This window comes from Mesorhizobium sp. B2-4-3 (genome assembly GCF_006442815.1).
Lineage (GTDB): Bacteria > Pseudomonadota > Alphaproteobacteria > Rhizobiales > Rhizobiaceae > Mesorhizobium.
The window spans coordinates 1-15,946 of sequence record NZ_VFVL01000011.1; the positions used below are offsets into that span (position 1 = coordinate 1).

General features: G+C 64.2%; 12 protein-coding genes and 1 pseudogene. 10 read left to right on the plus strand and 3 right to left on the minus strand.

Features of this window, described 5'->3' with window-relative positions:
- The 4 genes and pseudogenes from FJ956_RS13155 to FJ956_RS13170 form a co-directional block, all read left to right on the plus strand.
- Nucleotides 1-327, plus strand: a pseudogene (locus FJ956_RS13155) (aldehyde-activating protein); the annotation flags it as partial.
- A gap of 472 nt (nucleotides 328-799) precedes the next feature.
- A complete protein-coding gene (locus tag FJ956_RS13160; protein ID WP_140676984.1) occupies nucleotides 800-1,783 on the plus strand; it encodes an ABC transporter substrate-binding protein in 984 nt (327 codons plus the stop codon).
- Nucleotides 1,784-1,973: 190 nt separating this feature from the next.
- Nucleotides 1,974-2,777, plus strand: coding sequence for an ABC transporter permease (locus FJ956_RS13165; RefSeq protein WP_140651198.1), 804 nt, complete (start codon nucleotides 1,974-1,976; stop codon nucleotides 2,775-2,777).
- Between the two features lie 122 nt (nucleotides 2,778-2,899).
- Nucleotides 2,900-3,658: an ABC transporter ATP-binding protein gene (locus FJ956_RS13170; protein WP_210239423.1), complete on the plus strand. Its 759-nt coding sequence runs from the start codon at nucleotides 2,900-2,902 to the stop codon at nucleotides 3,656-3,658.
- A 199-nt stretch (nucleotides 3,659-3,857) separates the two neighbouring features.
- Here FJ956_RS13170 and FJ956_RS13175 read toward each other — a convergent pair whose 3' ends face one another.
- Complete coding sequence (locus tag FJ956_RS13175; RefSeq protein WP_140676988.1) at nucleotides 3,858-5,477, minus strand: GMC family oxidoreductase N-terminal domain-containing protein; 1,620 nt, start codon at nucleotides 5,475-5,477, stop codon at nucleotides 3,858-3,860.
- A 20-nt stretch (nucleotides 5,478-5,497) separates the two neighbouring features.
- Nucleotides 5,498-7,129, minus strand: coding sequence for an amidohydrolase (locus FJ956_RS13180; RefSeq protein WP_140676990.1), 1,632 nt, complete (start codon nucleotides 7,127-7,129; stop codon nucleotides 5,498-5,500).
- 301 nt (nucleotides 7,130-7,430) lie between these two features.
- On the opposite strand from FJ956_RS13180, the gene FJ956_RS13185 reads away from it, so the two are divergent.
- From FJ956_RS13185 to FJ956_RS13205, 5 genes are read left to right on the plus strand one after another with little or no spacing between them, the layout of a single operon-like run.
- A complete protein-coding gene (locus FJ956_RS13185) occupies nucleotides 7,431-8,705 on the plus strand; it encodes an NAD(P)/FAD-dependent oxidoreductase (protein ID WP_140676992.1) in 1,275 nt (424 codons plus the stop codon).
- Between the two features lie 35 nt (nucleotides 8,706-8,740).
- Entirely contained in the window at nucleotides 8,741-9,157 is a 417-nt protein-coding gene (locus FJ956_RS13190; protein WP_140676994.1) for a RidA family protein, read from the plus strand.
- A gap of 5 nt (nucleotides 9,158-9,162) precedes the next feature.
- Nucleotides 9,163-9,837, plus strand: coding sequence for a DUF1028 domain-containing protein (locus FJ956_RS13195; protein WP_140676996.1), 675 nt, complete (start codon nucleotides 9,163-9,165; stop codon nucleotides 9,835-9,837).
- Between the two features lie 22 nt (nucleotides 9,838-9,859).
- Nucleotides 9,860-11,350, plus strand: a complete 1,491-nt coding sequence (locus tag FJ956_RS13200) for an aldehyde dehydrogenase (RefSeq protein ID WP_140676998.1) — start codon at nucleotides 9,860-9,862, stop codon at nucleotides 11,348-11,350.
- A 45-nt stretch (nucleotides 11,351-11,395) separates the two neighbouring features.
- The gene (locus FJ956_RS13205) at nucleotides 11,396-12,325 is read left to right on the plus strand and encodes a LysR family transcriptional regulator (protein WP_140677000.1); all 930 of its coding nucleotides are present in this window, start codon (nucleotides 11,396-11,398) and stop codon (nucleotides 12,323-12,325) included.
- A gap of 6 nt (nucleotides 12,326-12,331) precedes the next feature.
- Here FJ956_RS13205 and argE read toward each other — a convergent pair whose 3' ends face one another.
- The gene (argE, locus tag FJ956_RS13210; protein WP_140677002.1) at nucleotides 12,332-13,489 is read right to left on the minus strand and encodes an acetylornithine deacetylase; all 1,158 of its coding nucleotides are present in this window, start codon (nucleotides 13,487-13,489) and stop codon (nucleotides 12,332-12,334) included.
- A gap of 219 nt (nucleotides 13,490-13,708) precedes the next feature.
- Between argE and FJ956_RS13215 the strand changes: the two genes are divergently transcribed.
- Complete coding sequence (locus tag FJ956_RS13215) at nucleotides 13,709-15,778, plus strand: NAD(P)-binding protein (protein WP_140677004.1); 2,070 nt, start codon at nucleotides 13,709-13,711, stop codon at nucleotides 15,776-15,778.
- Nucleotides 15,779-15,946: the final 168 nt, after the last annotated feature.

Consider the following 15,946-nt stretch of genomic DNA (forward strand, 5'->3'; position numbering starts at 1 on the left):
AAGGTGGTCGATCCGGCCGCACTCATCCAGCGCCATGCCTGCACCGGCTGCGGCGTCCACATGTACGGCCCGGTCGAACGCGACCATCCCTTCAAGGGCCTGTCCTTCATCCATCCCGAGCGCTTCGAGGAGGATGGCTGGTCGCCGCCGGGCTTCGCCGCCTTCGTCTCCTCGATCATCGAATCCGGCGTCGACCCCAACCGCATGGGCGGCATTCGCGGCCAGCTGAAATCGATCGGGCTCGAGCCCTATGACTGCCTCAATCCCGGCCTGATGGACTATATGGCCACCTGGACCGCCAAGAAGTCGGGCGCCCTGGCGGCATAGTCCGCATTGCCACGTCGGGGGCGTGGCGATCGTGCCGAAAATCTCTGGGTTGCGGCCGACGAGGCCGCGCCCCGGAGCGCCTGAACTTGCCACTCATCTTGGCGCCGCCGTCGATTTCCCGATGGTCTGAGAACGCCTTTGATCGGGCGAGCGTCCCCACCGCCACAATCTCTTTAGTCAGCAAGCCGTCCACGGTCATTGGCGCATTTGCCGGCGCCATCGGACCGCCGTCGCTTTGCGCGCCTGTTCAAGCTCATCGGCCAAGCTCAGCCCGCTGCTTCGGTTTCGGCGAAGCAAAGGACAGAAAAAGACTTCTTTTTGCGATCCGGCCCGGATGCTCTCTTGCGAGACCTAGAACAAGGCCCGCCTGGGAGGGCGACGCATAACAAGAGAGCGGCTGCCGAAACGACAGCCTGGCATACGCCACTCGAACGAGGTCGATGCCGGTAACAGCCATAGGGGAACCACGATAATGAAGACATTCCGAAATTGCCTGACGGCCGCGGTCAGCGCGGGCCTGCTGGGCCTGGGGCTTGCCGCTCCCGCCAACGCCGGCGCCATTCGCCTCGGCATGACCACCTGGGTGGGCTACGGGCCGCTGTTCCTTGCCCGCGACCTTGGCTACTTCAAGGAGGCCGGCGTCGATGTCGACCTGAAAGTCATTGAAGAATCAGCGCTTTACATGGCGGCGGTGGCCGGCGGCGATCTCGACGGCGCCGCCTCCACCGTCGATGAGCTGATGAAGTACCGCTCGGACGAGCTCTGCTTCAAATACGTGGTGGCGCTGGACGACAGCCATGGCGGCGACGGCGTCGTCACGCAGGCCGACGTCAAATCGCTCAAGGATTTGAAAGGCCAGCCTGTCGCCTTGAACGAGGGCTCTGTTTCCGAATTCTGGTTCAACGTGCTCCTGAAAAAGGAAGGCATGACCGAGGACGATGTCAGCATCACCAACATGACCGCCGACGATGCGGCGACCGCGTTCATCGCCGGCCAGGTTCCCGCCGCCGTGACCTGGGAGCCGCACCTAACCGAAGTCCGCAAGGGCGGAAAGGGCAAGGTGCTGATCGATTCCACGACCACCCCCGGCCTGATCGTCGATGTGATCGCGCTCAAATGCGACCTGATCGAGAAGCACCCCGAGGATGTGAAGGCCCTCATCAAGGGCTATTACAAGGCGGTCGACTACATCAAGACCAACCCGGAAAAGGCCTATGAGATCATGGCCAAGGGCATTGGCGGCTATCTCGAGAAGCCCGAGGATTTCGCGGCCGGCGCCCAGGGCGTGCGCTACTATGACCGCGCCCGCAACCTGGAATTCTTCGGCACGACGGAGAAGAGCGAAGCATCCGACCTGGTGAACTTCGCGCAGGACATCTGGGGCAAGGCCGGCAAGCTCAAGATGACGATCGACTCGAAGACCATCCTCGACACCGATTTCATCAACGAACAGTGAGCCTTTGGGATCGTCGGGGTCGGCCCGTCCGGGCCGATCCCGGTTTCTCGAACGCCTGAGCTTCGCGCCTGGGTCGGTTCACCGTTTCACCGAAACGGCGTACCTCTCTATCTCTTGTTTTGACGCAATTCCGAACGGAAAACCGCCTCGCTTTTCCTGGAACTGCTCTAAAATCAACGGAGGCCATCTTATGGCACAAAGGCGGACGGCGTGGACACGCCTGACGACCCCATTCGCCAACATCCCCGCCAGCACGGCAACAACACTCGCGCTGGCGATGTGGGTCGTCGTGATCGGCGGCTGGGCCTTGCTGTCCTATGGTCGCGTCGTGCCCAACATGTTCCTGCCGACGCCCGGAACGGTGCTGCAAACGACCTATCGCATGTCCCTGGACGGCAGCCTCTTCTACCACACTTTGACCAGCGCCAAGGTGGTCATCCTGGGCTTCATCGTGTCCTCGGTGATCGCGGTGCCGCTGGGACTGTGGATGGGGACCTACCGGGCGGTGCAGGCACCGCTGGAGCCGCTGGTCAATTTCATCCGCTACCTGCCGGTGACCTCCTTCGTGCCTTTGTTCATCCTTTGGATCGGCATCGGCATCGAGCAGCGCATCGCGGTCATCTTCTTCGGCACCTTCTTCCAGCAGTTGGTGATGATCTCCGACTGCGCGCGCGGCGTGTCCAGGGATCTGGTCAACGCCTCCTACACTCTGGGCACCAAGCGCTCAGAGGCGGTGTGGCACGTCATTTTCCCTGCCGCACTTCCCTCGATACTCGACACGCTTCGCGTCACCATGGGCTGGGCCTGGACCTATCTCGTCGTGGCGGAACTCGTCGCGGCGTCGAGCGGTCTCGGCTATATCAGCCTCAAGGCGATGCGCGGCTTCCAGGTCGATGTGATCTTCATGGCGATCGCCGCGATCGGGCTTCTCGGCCTGATCACCGACACGGCATTCCGCATTCTGCGGGCAAGGGTCGCGCCATGGGCACCTTGACGTTGAACGCATCCTCGCAAACCGCAGCCGGATCAAGGGTAGTGATGACCGAAACCGTCAAGGCGAACATTCCGGCCGACACGGCCAATGCGGCCGGCGAGCCGCATTCGACCGGCACCACGATGGCCATCGAGGACGTGACATTGCGCTATGGCGACGCCAATGGCGTGCTGGCGCTGGACGATGTGTCGCTGAAGGTGGCGAAGAACGAATTCTGCGTCATCGTCGGCCCTTCGGGATGCGGCAAATCCAGCCTGCTTTATCTCGCCGCCGGCCTCAATGACGCGACCTCCGGCACCATCAAGGTGGACGGCAGGGAAGTGATCGAACCGGGTCCCGACAGAGGGATGGTGTTCCAGAGCTACACCTTGTTTCCCTGGCTCACGGTGCGCGCCAACATCGAATATGGACCCAAGCGCAAGGGCCTGCCGGCGGAGCAGCGCAAGCAGATCGTCGACCAGTATCTCAACGAGGTCGGCCTGGCGCCCTTTGCCGATCATTATCCCGCGCAGCTGTCCGGCGGCATGAAGCAGCGCGTGGCGATCGCCCGCGCGCTCGCCAATGATCCGGCCGTCCTCTTGATGGACGAGCCGTTCGGCGCGCTCGACAGCCAGACACGCGGCACCATGCAGAAGCTGCTCCTGCGCGTCTGGGAGCGGCAGCAGAAAACGGTGCTGTTCGTCACCCACGACATCGACGAGGCGCTGGTGCTCGGCGATCGCGTTCTGGTGATGACGGCCAGGCCCGGCAAGATCAAGGCCGAGATCAAAGTCGACATCCCGCGGCCGCGCTCGATGGACGTGATCCTCGAACCCGACTTCATCGCGCTCAAGCGCCGTATCCTCGGCCTCCTGCACGACGAGATCGACGAGGATCACTAAACTAGTCTCTAGACACAGGGTTTCTGAAAAGGTTGCAGGCTTGTCGGCGGTAAGATTTTCGCCGTTCATCTCCGTGAAATCAGCGCGGACGCTAGGGATTGGCCGAAGCCTCGCTCCTTGCTCTGCCCTAGAATGACGACGTTCGGGAGGCTTAAGCCAATTCCGGACGTTTGTGACAGTTCACCGAAACAGCGGTGGTCTATTTGCCGCGGCGATGCGTCGAGCCGAGGATCATCTCGGAAGCCTTCTGCCCGATCATCATGCTTGGCGCGTTGGTGTTGCCGCCGATCAGCTTCGGCATGACCGAGGCATCGGCGATCCGGAGCCCGTCCACGCCGCGCACCTTGAGCGTCGCCGGATCGACGACAGCCATATCGTCGGTTCCCATCTTGCAGGTTCCGACGGGGTGATAAACCGTCAGCGCCTCGGCGCGCAGATAGGCGAGGATCTCGTCGTCGCTGCGGACGTCCTTGCCCGGCAGCATTTCCTTGCCGCGCACCGCGTCGAACTCGGGCGAGGCAAAAATCTGGCGCGCGATCTTGATGCCTTCGACCAGCACCATGGCGTCGTCTTCATGCGTGAAGAAGCGGTGGTCGATCAGGACGTCCCGGCGGGAACTGTCGCGCGACAATTTGATCTCGCCGACGCTTTTCGGCCGAAGCACGCAGGTGTGAATGGCGTAGCCGTGGCCGTATTCGATCAGCCTGCCGCGATGGCTGCGATAGCCGGGCACGAAGTGGAACTGGATGTCGGGAAGGCCGTTCGCGTGCCTGGTCTTCGCGAAGCCGCCGGCTTCGACATAGTTGGTGGTGAGCATGCCCTTGCGGCGCGCGAAATACTGGAAGGGTGCCACCGCCATACGCGGCAGGTTGGCGATCGACAGGCCGAGCGTCCTGGTGCTCCTGGAGCGCACCGTGATCATGCCGTCGACATGGTCCTGCAGGTTCTTGCCGACACCCGGCAGATCAAGAACCGGCGTGATGCCGATCTGCCTGAGCTCGGCTGCGGGGCCGATGCCGGACGCCATCAGGATCTTGGGCGAATTGATGGCGCCGGCCGAAAGCACGATCTCGCGGTTCGCGGAGAGCGTCTTCTGCTGGCCGTCATGCCGCACGCGCATTGCCGTGGCGCGGCCTTCGGCAATGACGAGGTCGATCACCTCGCATTGGCTGAGCAGCGTCAGGTTGCTGCGATCGAGCACTGGGCGCATGAAGGCGCTGAAGCTGCTGAAGCGCTGTCCGCGGGCCTGCGTGACGTTGTAGATCCCGAGACCGAACTGGCTTTCGGCATTGAAGTCCGCGTTGGCGGGCAGGCCGGCGTTCCTGCCGGCCTTGACGAACATGCTGGAAAGCACGTTCGGATCGCGCGGATTGTCGACCAGCAGCTCGCCGTCGCTGCCATGATAGCGCGGGTCCTGGGCGAGCAGATTGCGCTCCAGCTTCCTGAACACCGGCAGCACGTCGCGATAGGCCCAGCCGTCGCAGCCGAGTCCGGCCCATTCGTCATAGTCCTCGGCGGCGCCGCGAATATAGACCATCGAGTTGATCGAGCTCGATCCGCCCAGCGCCTTGCCGCGATTGACCGGAATGCTGCGGTTGTTGAGATGAGGCTGCGGAACGCCGACGAAACAATAATCGTAGGTCGGGTTGCCGTAGAGCGAGAGGATGCCCGCCGGCACCTTGACCCGCAGGCTGTTGTCGCTGCCGCCGGCCTCGATCAGGCACACTTTGACAGACGGATCGGCGCTCAGCCGATTGGCGACCACGCAACCGGCCGAGCCCGCGCCGACGACGATGTAGTCAAATTCAGCCGCTTCCATCCAACCCCCAAGACGCGGCCTCAAGCCGCGGGTTCTTCCCAGACCGATCTGCCGCCGACGATCGTTTTCAGCACCTTGATATCCGCGATTCTGTCCGGCTCGACCTGCAGCGGATCATCGGAAAGGACGATGAAGTCGGCGAGCTTTCCCGCCGCCAAACTGCCCTCGTCGTTTTCCCGGTGGCCGGCAAAGGCCGCCCCCAGCGTATAGGCATGGAGGGCCTGCGCGACGCTGATCCTCTGCTCTGGGACCCAACCGTCTTCCGGCTGGTGGTCCCGGCTCTGGCGCAACACCGCATTGCGAATGCCGATGAGTGGATTGAGGTCGACGATGGGCCAGTCGGTTCCGAACGCGACGGCGCCCGCGGCCTCGAGGATGGAGCGAACAGGAAAGGCCCGCGGAAGGGATCCGGAGCCGACACGCACCTCCCAAAGCCCTTCCATCCCGAGCCATTGGTCTCGTGGATAGATCATGGCGGGCTGGAAGCTGGCTACCGCTCCTATCTCGCCAAAACGCTCGATGTCGCGCGCGGTGGGTATTTCGCAATGCTCTATCCGCGGCCGGCGCTGCCGCGAGCGTTCCCCGTCCGCGGCATAGGCGTCGAGGGCCATTTCGATGGCGCCCGTCCCGATCGCGTGTGTCCAGACCTGAAATCCTTCCTGCTGCGCACGGCTGACGGCTGCGTTGTAGGCGGTCGCCTTCCACAGGCATGTTCCGGTTTCGCCAGGTTTGTCGGCATAGCCCTGAGGCATGAAGCCGGTGTGGGATTCCAGCACGCCGTCCAGGAAGAATTTGACGACGCGCCCGTCGAGAAAATCAGGGTCGAGGTCACTCCTCCATCCGGATACGCGCGCAATCACCTCGTCGACGTTCGCCTCCGGGTTTGCAATGCTCGAAAGCGTGAACCGCAGGCTCAATTCGCCATTCGCGAATATCTCAGCCAGCAAGGGGACCGCTTCGTCATCCATCCCGGCGCTTTGGACCCGCGACAATCCCAAACGGTTTGCTTCCTTGATGGCGGAGAGCAGCGCCGATCGCATATCGGATTTCGAGGATTGGGGAACCAGGGCTTCAAGGTGGGACCAGGCTCTCTCCTTCAACCACCCGGTCGGCTCGCCGCTCGCGTCTCTTACGATCTCGCCACCTTCGGGGTCGGGCGTGTCCCGTGTGATGCCGGCAAGTTCCAGCGCCTTGCTGTTCACCCAGGCCGCGTGCGCCATGCCGGAGCGGAAGAAAACGGGGCGATCGGCAACAACCTGATCGAGAAGCGATTTGTGGAAGTCGCCTTCGGGGAGATCGGGGTAGCCGTAACTGAATTCGCTGCCCACGATCCATGCGCTGTCGGGATGGGTTTGCGAATAGGTTTTCAACCGGTCGAGGACGTCGCCAAAGGTCTTTGCCTCGCGCAACCGTACTTCATCGAGATATTTGCTTCCCCAGGCAAAATGGACATGGGAGTCGATGAAGGCCGGCATTGCGAACCGACCCTGGAGATCGACGATTTCGGCATTCGCGGAGGCCTGCGCCCTGACGGAGGACCAAGCGCCGACAGCAACGATGCGGTCGCCGCGAACCAGCATCGCCTCAGCAACGGGATTCGTCGCATCGACCGTGTATAGCGCGCCGTTTTTATAAAGGGTCTCTCGCGCCATTTCACTCTCAGCGGTCGTCGCTCTGATGCGGGTGACGCAGGGAACCACCAAATCCAAGGCGCAAGAATTACTTTTTCCAGCACCCGTGCTTAGGGTCCGCCTAAGCTTTTCCCGATGTCCGGAGGCGGTCTTGCTGATCGCGATCGCTGGAATTGGGTGCCCTCGGCGATCCCGTTCCAGCGTTTAGGGATAAGCTAAGCACTGACACATGAAATCATAATTTTCGCTCCGCCAGCCCCTCACTAAAAGCAAACCGGACCTCCATCGCAGCGGCGAAAGCCCTATCGAAAGAGACGTGGATATGTCGGTTGAGAAGGTAGACACGCTCGTCGTCGGCGGCGGCCAGGCCGGGGTGGCGATGAGCGAGCACCTGAGCAAATGCGGGGTGCCTCATCTCGTCCTCGAACGCGGCCGGATCGCCGAGCGCTGGCGCTCGCAGCGGTGGGACTCGCTGGTCGCCAACGGTCCGGCCTGGCATGACCGGTTTCCAGGCCTGGAGTTTCCCGTGACTGGCCCCGACGGCTTTCCTTCCAAGGAGGAGGTCGCCGATTATTTCGTCGCCTATGCAAAGCAGATCAACGCGCCGATCCGCTGTGGCGTGGAGGTCAAGCTCGTGCAGAGAAATGTCGGCCGTCCGGGATTTCACGTCGAGACGTCGGACGGCGTGATCGAAGCCAACAGCATTGTTGCCGCGACCGGACCTTTCCAGGTCCCTGTCATCCCGCCTCTCGTTCCTGCGGATGCCGGCATCCTGCAAATCCACTCCAGCGCCTACCGCAACCCCGCGCAGCTGCCGAAGGGTGCGGTGCTGGTGGTCGGCGCGGGATCCTCGGGCGTGCAGATTGCCGACGAGTTGCAGCGCTCAGGCAGGCGCGTCTATCTCTCGGTCGGCCCGCACGATCGCCCGCCGCGCGCCTATCGCGGCCGCGACTTCTGCTGGTGGCTGGGCGTTCTCGGCAAATGGGACTTGGAAACGCCGGGACCCGGCACGGAACATGTCACGATCGCGGTCAGCGGCGCGCGCGGCGGCGAGACGATCGATTTCCGCCGCCTGGCCGCGCAGGGGCTTACGCTTGTCGGCATGACAAAGACATACCAGGACGGCGTGATGACCTTCGCGCCGGACCTTGCAAAGAACATTGCCCGCGGCGACGCCAATCTGATGTCGCTGCTGGACGAAGCCGACGCCTATGTTGCCCGCAACGGTCTCGACCTTCCGGAAGAACCCGCTTTGCGCAAGATCGACCCCGATCCGGACTGCGTGACCAATCCGATCCGCGAACTCGACCTGGCCGAGGCCGGGGTCGCGACGATCATCTGGGCGACGGGCTTTGCCGTCGATTACAGTTGGTTGAAGGTCGACGCTTTCGACGAGAAGGGCCGGCCAAGGCATCAGCGCGGCGTCTCGGTCGAGCCCGGGATCTATTTCCTGGGACTGCCCTGGCAGTCGCGAAGAGGGTCGAGCTTCATCTGGGGCGTCTGGCACGATGCCAAGCATGTGGCCGACCGTATTTCGACGCAGCGCAAATATCTGGCCTATCACGCCGCCGCGACCCGCGAGCCCGTGGACGCCTGACCAAAGCTGCGAGCCCGACCCTTATGGAGACCAAGATGGCGCATACGCGAATTCGCAAATTCAATACCAAGGACACCTATCCCGAGCAGAAGCTCGACAACGACCTCTGCCAGGCGGTCGTCACGCGCGGCGGCCGGACCGTCTATCTGCGCGGCCAGTGCCCGCAGGATCTCGATACGGCGAAGAACATCGACAGCCACGATCCGGTCGAGCAGACCCATAAGGTCATGCGGAACATCAGGCAGCTCATCGAGGAGTGCGGCGGCACGATGGAGCATCTGGTGAAGGTGGTTGTCTACATAACCGACGTGCGCCATCGCGAGGCCGTCTACCGGACGATGGGCGAGTACATCAGGGGCGTCCACCCGGTTTCGACCGGCCTGGTCGTGTCGGCCCTGGCGCGACCGGATTGGCTGGTCGAGATCGACGGCACCGCCGTCATCCCGGACTGAACGCCATGACCTTCTCCATCGTCGCGCGCTGCAGGCGCACAGGCATGTTCGGCGTGGCGGTGTCCTCGTCGTCTCCCGCGGTCGCGGCGCGTTGCGCCTACGCGCAGGCGGGTGTCGGCGCAGTCGCCAGCCAGAACATCACCGACCCGACGCTCGGGCCTCGGGCGCTGGAGTTGATGGCGCGCGGCGCCTCGGCCACGGAGGCCGTCGCGATCCTGAAGCGCACGGGCGCTTTTATTGAATACCGGCAGATACTGGCTGTCGACACCGCGGGCGTCAGCGCGATCCACTCCGGGCCGAAGGCGCTCGGCATCTGGGCCGAAGCGCGCGACGAGGACGTCGCTTGCGGTGGCAACCTGCTCGCCAACGATGGAATTCCACAGGCCATGGTCGACGCGTTCCTGGCGTCCGAGGGCCATCTTGGCGATCGGCTGATCGCCACGATGCGCGCCGCGTTCAAAGCCGGCGGCGAGGCCGGGCCTGTCCGCTCCGCCGGCATGAAGCTGGTGCGCGATGTCTCCTGGCCCGTCGCCGACTTGCGGTGCGACTGGACGGAAGCGTGTCCGATCGAGCAGCTGGCGGGGCTTTGGGACATCTACAAGCCCCAGCTCGATGCTTACGTGACCCGTGCCCTCAACCCGTCCGGCGCGCCGAGCTATGGCGTTCCCGGTGACGAATAGTCCGGCCAGTCCTGGAGCCAGCATGAGCGAACTCAGCCATAAGGAATGGATCGGCAAGGCGTCCGCGATCCGTTTTCGCGACAAGGCGTTCATCGACGGCAAGGCGGTGCCGGCGCGCTCCGGCCGAACCTTCGCCAGCATCAATCCGGCCACGGGAGCGACGCTTGCCGAGGTCGCCTCCTGCGGTGAAGAGGACATCGATCTTGCCGTCGCCGCGGCCCGGCGCAGCTTCGAGGCCGGCGTCTGGTCGCGGACGAGCCCTCAGCATCGCAAGGAGGTGCTGTTGCGGCTGGCGGAGCTGCTGCGCGAGAATCTGCCGGAGCTCGCGCTGCTGGAATCGCTGGATATGGGCAAGCTGGTCAAGGACGCGGCCACCATCGACGTGCCGGGCTCGGCGGCGATCTTCCAGTGGTATGCCGAGGCGATCGACAAGGTCTATGACGAGGTCGCGCCGACGGAGCAGGGCGACTTGGCACTGGTACGACGCGAACCGCTTGGCGTCGTGGGCGCCGTCGTGCCGTGGAATTTCCCCCTCGACATGGCGACCTGGAAATGCGCGCCGGCGCTGGCGATGGGCAATTCGGTGGTGCTGAAACCGGCCGAACAATCGCCTTTCTCGGCGCTCAGGCTGGCGGAGCTCGCCATGGAGGCCGGCCTGCCCGCCGGCGTGCTCAATGTCGTGCCAGGCCTCGGGGAGACCGCCGGCCAGGCGCTTGGCCGGCATATGGATGTCGATTGCCTCGCCTTCACCGGCTCGACCGCCGTCGGCAAGTTGTTCCTGCAATATTCCGGCCAGTCGAACATGAAGCAGGTCTGGCTGGAGACCGGCGGCAAGAGCCCCAATCTGGTGTTCGCGGATTGCGCGGACCTCGACGCGGCGGCCGACATGGCCGCCTTCGGCATCTTCTTCAACCAGGGTCAGGTGTGCTCGGCCAATTCCCGGCTTCTCGTGGAGCGCGGCATCAAGGATGCGCTGGTCGAGAAGCTGGCGGCGCGCGCGGCGGCGACGCAGCCCGGCGACCCCCTCGATCCGGCATCGAGGATGGGGGCGATGGTGGATGCACGCCACACCGCGACCGTCATGCGTTTCATCGACGGTGGCAGGAAGTCGGCCCGGCTGGTCACGGGCGGCGGCCGGATCTCGGTCGACGGGCGCGGCAGCTTCGTGCAGCCCACCATCTTCGACAATGTTGCGCCCGAGGATCCGCTTGCCCGCGACGAGATATTCGGCCCGGTGCTGTCTGTCATCGCCTTCGACAGCGAAGAGGAGGCGCTTCAGATCGCCAACGACAGCGTCTACGGACTGGCGGCATCGCTTTGGACCGACAGCCTGTCGCGGGCACACCGCATCGCGGAAAGACTGCGGGTGGGTACGGTTTCGGTGAACACCGTCGATGCGCTAAGCCCGATGACACCCTTCGGCGGCTTCAAGCAGTCCGGCTTCGGTCGCGACCTGTCGCTGCACGCGCTCGACAAATACACGGCGCTGAAGACCACCTGGATCAAGTACTGAGGGCCGTGACCTTGATCACCGGGTGCAAACCGGCAACATAGGGCCATGCCGCTCCGCTTCACACTCAGACAGCTCGAATACTTCGTCGCCGTCGGCGAGGCGGGTTCAATTGCCAAGGCGGCCGAGCAGGTCAATGTCTCGCCGCCGTCGATCTCAGCCTCGATCGCCCAGCTCGAAGCTGAGTTCGGCGTCCAGCTCTTCGTGCGCAAGCACTCGCATGCGCTTGCGCTGACCGCGGGTGGCCGCCTGTTCCTCAAGGAGGCCGCGCGGCTGCTCAACGATGCGGATGCGCTGCATGACATTGCCGGCGATATCGCCGAAAAGGTGCGCGGACCGCTCGCAATCGGCTGCCTGCTGACCTTCGCGCAGATCGTGCTGCCGGCGCTCCGCCGGAAATTCGAGGACGCCTATCCGGATGTGCGCGTCAGGCAGTTCGAGCGCAACCAGGGGCAGTTGTTCGAGATGCTGCAGCGTGGCGAAATAGATGCTGCACTGACCTACGACCTCGAATTGTCGCAGGATATGACCTTCGAGCCGCTGATGCAGTTGCCGGCCTATGTGATGCTGCCGGCCGCGCATCGCCTGGCGGCGAGGGCGGGCATCACGCCCGAGGAGCTGGTCGACGAACCGATGGTGCTGCTCGACCTTCCTTACAGCCGGGAATACTTCCTCTCGGCGTTCCAGGGCCTGCGGCCCAGGATCGCCGAGCGCACCGGCGACATCGCCGTGATGCGCTCAATGGTCGCCAACGGCTTCGGCTACGGCATCGCCAATATGCGGCCGCTCAACACCATGTCGCCGGACGGCAAGCTGCTGGTCTTCGTGCCCTTGCTTGGGGACCTCAGGCCGCTGACCATGGGAATCGCGCTGCCGAACGCCGAGCACCGCACGCTCACGGTGCAAGCCTTCATCGACCATTGCCGCCGCTTCGTGGTCGAGCAAGGCGTTTTCGGCACCGAACGCATCGTCAAATAAGCGATATCACGGCCAGCCGTCGGCGAGCCGCGACAGCAACCTCTCCAGCATCTCGTCGCAACGCCGCAGCTGTTCGACGCTGACGAATTCGTCCGGCTTGTGCCCCTGCGCCATCGAGCCCGGTCCGCAGACGACGGCGGGCGTGCCCAGATCGCGGCTGAACAATCCGCCTTCCGTGCCGAAAGCGACCTTCATGGCGCTGTTGGCGCCGGTCAGCGATTTGACGAAGGCGACGGCTTCCGAAGCGGCCGGCGTGTCGAGACCCGGATAGGTGTTGGTGATCTCGATGTCGATCGCCGCTTCGGGCGCGATCGATGCGGCGTCGGCGGCAATGCGCGCCGCGGCACCGCGCAGCCTGTCGAGAATGCCGGCGGCATCGTCGGTGGCGACGTTGCGGATCTCGAAATCGACCTGGCAAAGGTTGGGCACGATGTTGAGCGCCACGCCGGCATTGATCTTGCCGACATGCACGGTCGTGTAGGGGATGTCGTAGTCGCCGTCGCGGGCGCCTTCGCGGGCCAGCCGATCCTGTTCGTCGCGCAAGGCCTGCACGAAATCACAACCGAGATGGATGGCGTTGAGCGCCAGCGGAGCGAGCGCCGAATGGCCTTCGCGTCCCTTGCAGAGAGCGCGCGCCGCAAGCTTGCCCTTGTGCCCGGTCGCCACCTGCATGTTGGTCGGCTCGCCGACGATGCACAGCAGCGGCCGTTGCGGTGCCGCGCTCAGCACTTCGATCAGGTCGCGCACGCCGAGGCATCCGACTTCCTCGTCATAGGAGAGCGCCAGATGCAAGGGCGTGCGCAGCGTCATCTTCGAAGCTTTGAGGCAGGTCGCGAGCGCAGAGGCCACGAAACCCTTCATGTCCGTCGCGCCGCGCCCGAAAAGCCTGCCGTCGCGCTCGGTCATCGCGAATGGCGGCAGGGTCCAGTTCTGGCCGTCGACGGGAACGACGTCGGTATGGCCGGACAGCATGATGCCGGGCTTGTCGGCCGGTCCGATGGTGGCAAAGAGATTGGCCTTGTGGCCGTCCGCGCTGTGGATGATCTGGCTGGCGATGCCGCTCGCGCCAAGCAGCTCCGCCGCATAGAAGATGAGGTCGAGGTTCGAGTCGCGGCTCACCGTCGGGAAGGCGATCAGCTTTTCGAGGATCCTGGTGCTGTCCATGTCTCTTGTTCCGTTGCCGCAGCCGGCTGTTTACATCGCGCCGTAGCGGTCCTGAAGTCGCATTTGGCTCAGCCCCGATTCATCGCAGGCTAATCCATGCAAGGGCGATTAGGCGCGTCCTAATCCTCGCAGAAGAAATCCATAGTTTTCCCACGCCAGCGCCAACTTATGAGTAGTCTCCAGAGCATCGGCAGCGCCAGCCGACTGGAAGGAAGCACCATGCGCGACCCACGCTACGACATCCTGTTCGAGCCGATGAAGATCGGCCCGGTGACGGCCAAGAACCGTTTCTACCAGGTCCCGCATTGCAATGGCGGCGGCTATCGCGATCCGTCGGCTGCGGCCGAGATGCGCCGGATGAAATCCGAAGGCGGCTGGGGCGTCATCTTCACCGAGCAGACGGAGATGCATCACACCTCCGAGATCACGCCCTTCATCGAGCTCAGGCTCTGGGACGACGCCGATATTCCGGCCTTGGCCAAGATGGCCAAGGCGATGCACGAATATGGAGCGCTGGCCGGCGTCCAGCTCGCCTATTCCGGCATCAACGGTCCCAACCTCTACACCAAGGAGGTTCCGCGCGGGCCATCGGCCTTGCCGATCCGCACCTTCACCAACGATCCTGTGCAGGCGCGCGCCATGGACAGAGAGGATATCCGCGACCTGCGCCGCTGGCACCGCAATGCCTTCAAGCGCGCTAGACAGGCAGGCTTCGACCTGGTCTGCCTCTACGGCGCGCATGGCTTCGGCATCATCCAGCACTTCCTGTCCACCGCCACCAACCAGCGCAGCGACGAATATGGCGGCTCGCTGGAGAACCGCTCGCGGCTGATGCGCGAGCTGATCGAGGAAGGGCGCGACGCGATCGGCGACACGTGCGGCCTGACGCTCAGGCTGTCGCTGGACGAGATGATCGGTGAGCTTGGGTTCGCCAATTCGGAAGTCCGCGACATGATCGAGATGCATGCCGAGCTGCCCGATCTCTGGGACCTCGCCCACGGCGCCTGGGAGGATTGCTCGGGACCGTCGCGCTTCAAGGAGGAGGCGGCGCAGGAAAGCCTCGTCTCCGGCATCAAGAAGCTGACCTCGAAGCCGGTCGTCGGTGTCGGCCGCTTCACCTCGCCGGATGTCATGGTCAGGATGATTAAGTCGGGCACGCTCGACTTCATCGGCTGCGCCCGCCCGTCGATCGCCGATCCCTTCCTGCCGCGCAAGGTCGAGGAAGGGCGCATCGAGGATATCCGCGAATGCATCGGCTGCAACATCTGCATCACCGGCGACATGACGATGTCGATCTCGCGCTGCACGCAGAACCCGACCTTCATGGAGGAATGGCGCAAGGGCTGGCATCCGGAGCGCATGCAGGCCAAAGGCGACAGCGACAGCGTGCTGATCGTCGGCGCCGGGCCCGCCGGACTGGAGGCCGCCCGCGCGCTCGGCCTGCGCGGCTACCAGGTGGCCATTGCGGAAGCCGGCACCGAGCTTGGCGGCCGCGTGGCGCGCGAGTGCCTGCTGCCGGGCCTGTCGGCTTGGGGCCGGGTGCGCGACTACCGGCAGTACCAGCTCAGCCAGATGCCGAATGTAGACGTCTATTTCGAGAGCCGACTGTCGGCGGACGACATCCTGTCCTTCGGCTTCCAGAACGTAGCCGTCGCCACCGGTTCGACCTGGCGTCGCGACGGCGTCGCACGCGCCCATGTCGTGCCGATGCCGATCGACGCCGCCATGCCGCTCTACACGCCCGACGATCTGATGGGCGGCAAGGTGCCGTCCGGCAACGTCGTGCTGTTCGACGACGACCACTATTACATGGGCGGCGTGCTGGCCGAGCTGATGGCGCGCCAGGGCGCGACAGTGACCCTGGTGACCCCTTCGGCCTATGTCTCGGACTGGACCCGCAACACGCTGGAGCAGGGGGCCATCCACCGCCGCCTGGCGGAGTTGGGGGTCGATATCGTCCTCAACAGGACCGTCACGAGCATCGTTTCGGGCGGCGTCGCGACGGCCTGCGTCTATACCGGCGCGAAAGTGGACATGGCCGCCGATGCCGTCGTCCTGGTGACGTCGCGCGATCAGGATGACGCCGTCTGGCGCGAGTTGAAAGCCCGGGAAAACGAGTGGGCCAGCAATGGCATCCGCTCGGTCAAGGTCATCGGCGATGCGGAGGCGCCGGGGCCGATCGCCTGGGCCACCTATGCCGGCCACCGCTTCGCCCGCGAGCTGGACGAAGCCGATATCGGTGACGCGCTGCCTTTCCGGCGTGAGGTGACGGCGCTGGCGGACGGGTAGCGCCGTTCAGCTAGCCATTTCATCGGCCAGAAGCATCCGGGCGGGCTGTTCGCGCTCGATGTCGGCGTCAAGGGTCTGACGTTGCCGGCATTCAAGGGATAGCGCCGGCAATCAAGGCGCGACATCGCGGGCGGCGCCGAGCCTGACCGTTGCACACTTTCGTGGAAT

Bases quoted from the DNA above. Each gene is read 5' to 3' on its own strand.
- argE (WP_140677002.1), bottom strand. From the start codon at position 13,489: ATGGACAGCACCAGGATCCTCGAAAAGCTGATCGCCTTCCCGACGGTG.
- FJ956_RS13215 (WP_140677004.1), top strand. From the start codon at position 13,709: ATGCGCGACCCACGCTACGACATCCTGTTCGAGCCGATGAAGATCGGC.
- FJ956_RS13200 (WP_140676998.1), top strand. From the start codon at position 9,860: ATGAGCGAACTCAGCCATAAGGAATGGATCGGCAAGGCGTCCGCGATC.
- FJ956_RS13175 (WP_140676988.1), bottom strand. From the start codon at position 5,477: ATGGAAGCGGCTGAATTTGACTACATCGTCGTCGGCGCGGGCTCGGCC.
- FJ956_RS13205 (WP_140677000.1), top strand. From the start codon at position 11,396: ATGCCGCTCCGCTTCACACTCAGACAGCTCGAATACTTCGTCGCCGTC.
- FJ956_RS13185 (WP_140676992.1), top strand. From the start codon at position 7,431: ATGTCGGTTGAGAAGGTAGACACGCTCGTCGTCGGCGGCGGCCAGGCC.
- FJ956_RS13160 (WP_140676984.1), top strand. From the start codon at position 800: ATGAAGACATTCCGAAATTGCCTGACGGCCGCGGTCAGCGCGGGCCTG.
- FJ956_RS13180 (WP_140676990.1), bottom strand. From the start codon at position 7,129: ATGGCGCGAGAGACCCTTTATAAAAACGGCGCGCTATACACGGTCGAT.
- FJ956_RS13165 (WP_140651198.1), top strand. From the start codon at position 1,974: ATGGCACAAAGGCGGACGGCGTGGACACGCCTGACGACCCCATTCGCC.
- FJ956_RS13195 (WP_140676996.1), top strand. From the start codon at position 9,163: ATGACCTTCTCCATCGTCGCGCGCTGCAGGCGCACAGGCATGTTCGGC.
- FJ956_RS13190 (WP_140676994.1), top strand. From the start codon at position 8,741: ATGGCGCATACGCGAATTCGCAAATTCAATACCAAGGACACCTATCCC.
- FJ956_RS13170 (WP_210239423.1), top strand. From the start codon at position 2,900: ATGGCCATCGAGGACGTGACATTGCGCTATGGCGACGCCAATGGCGTG.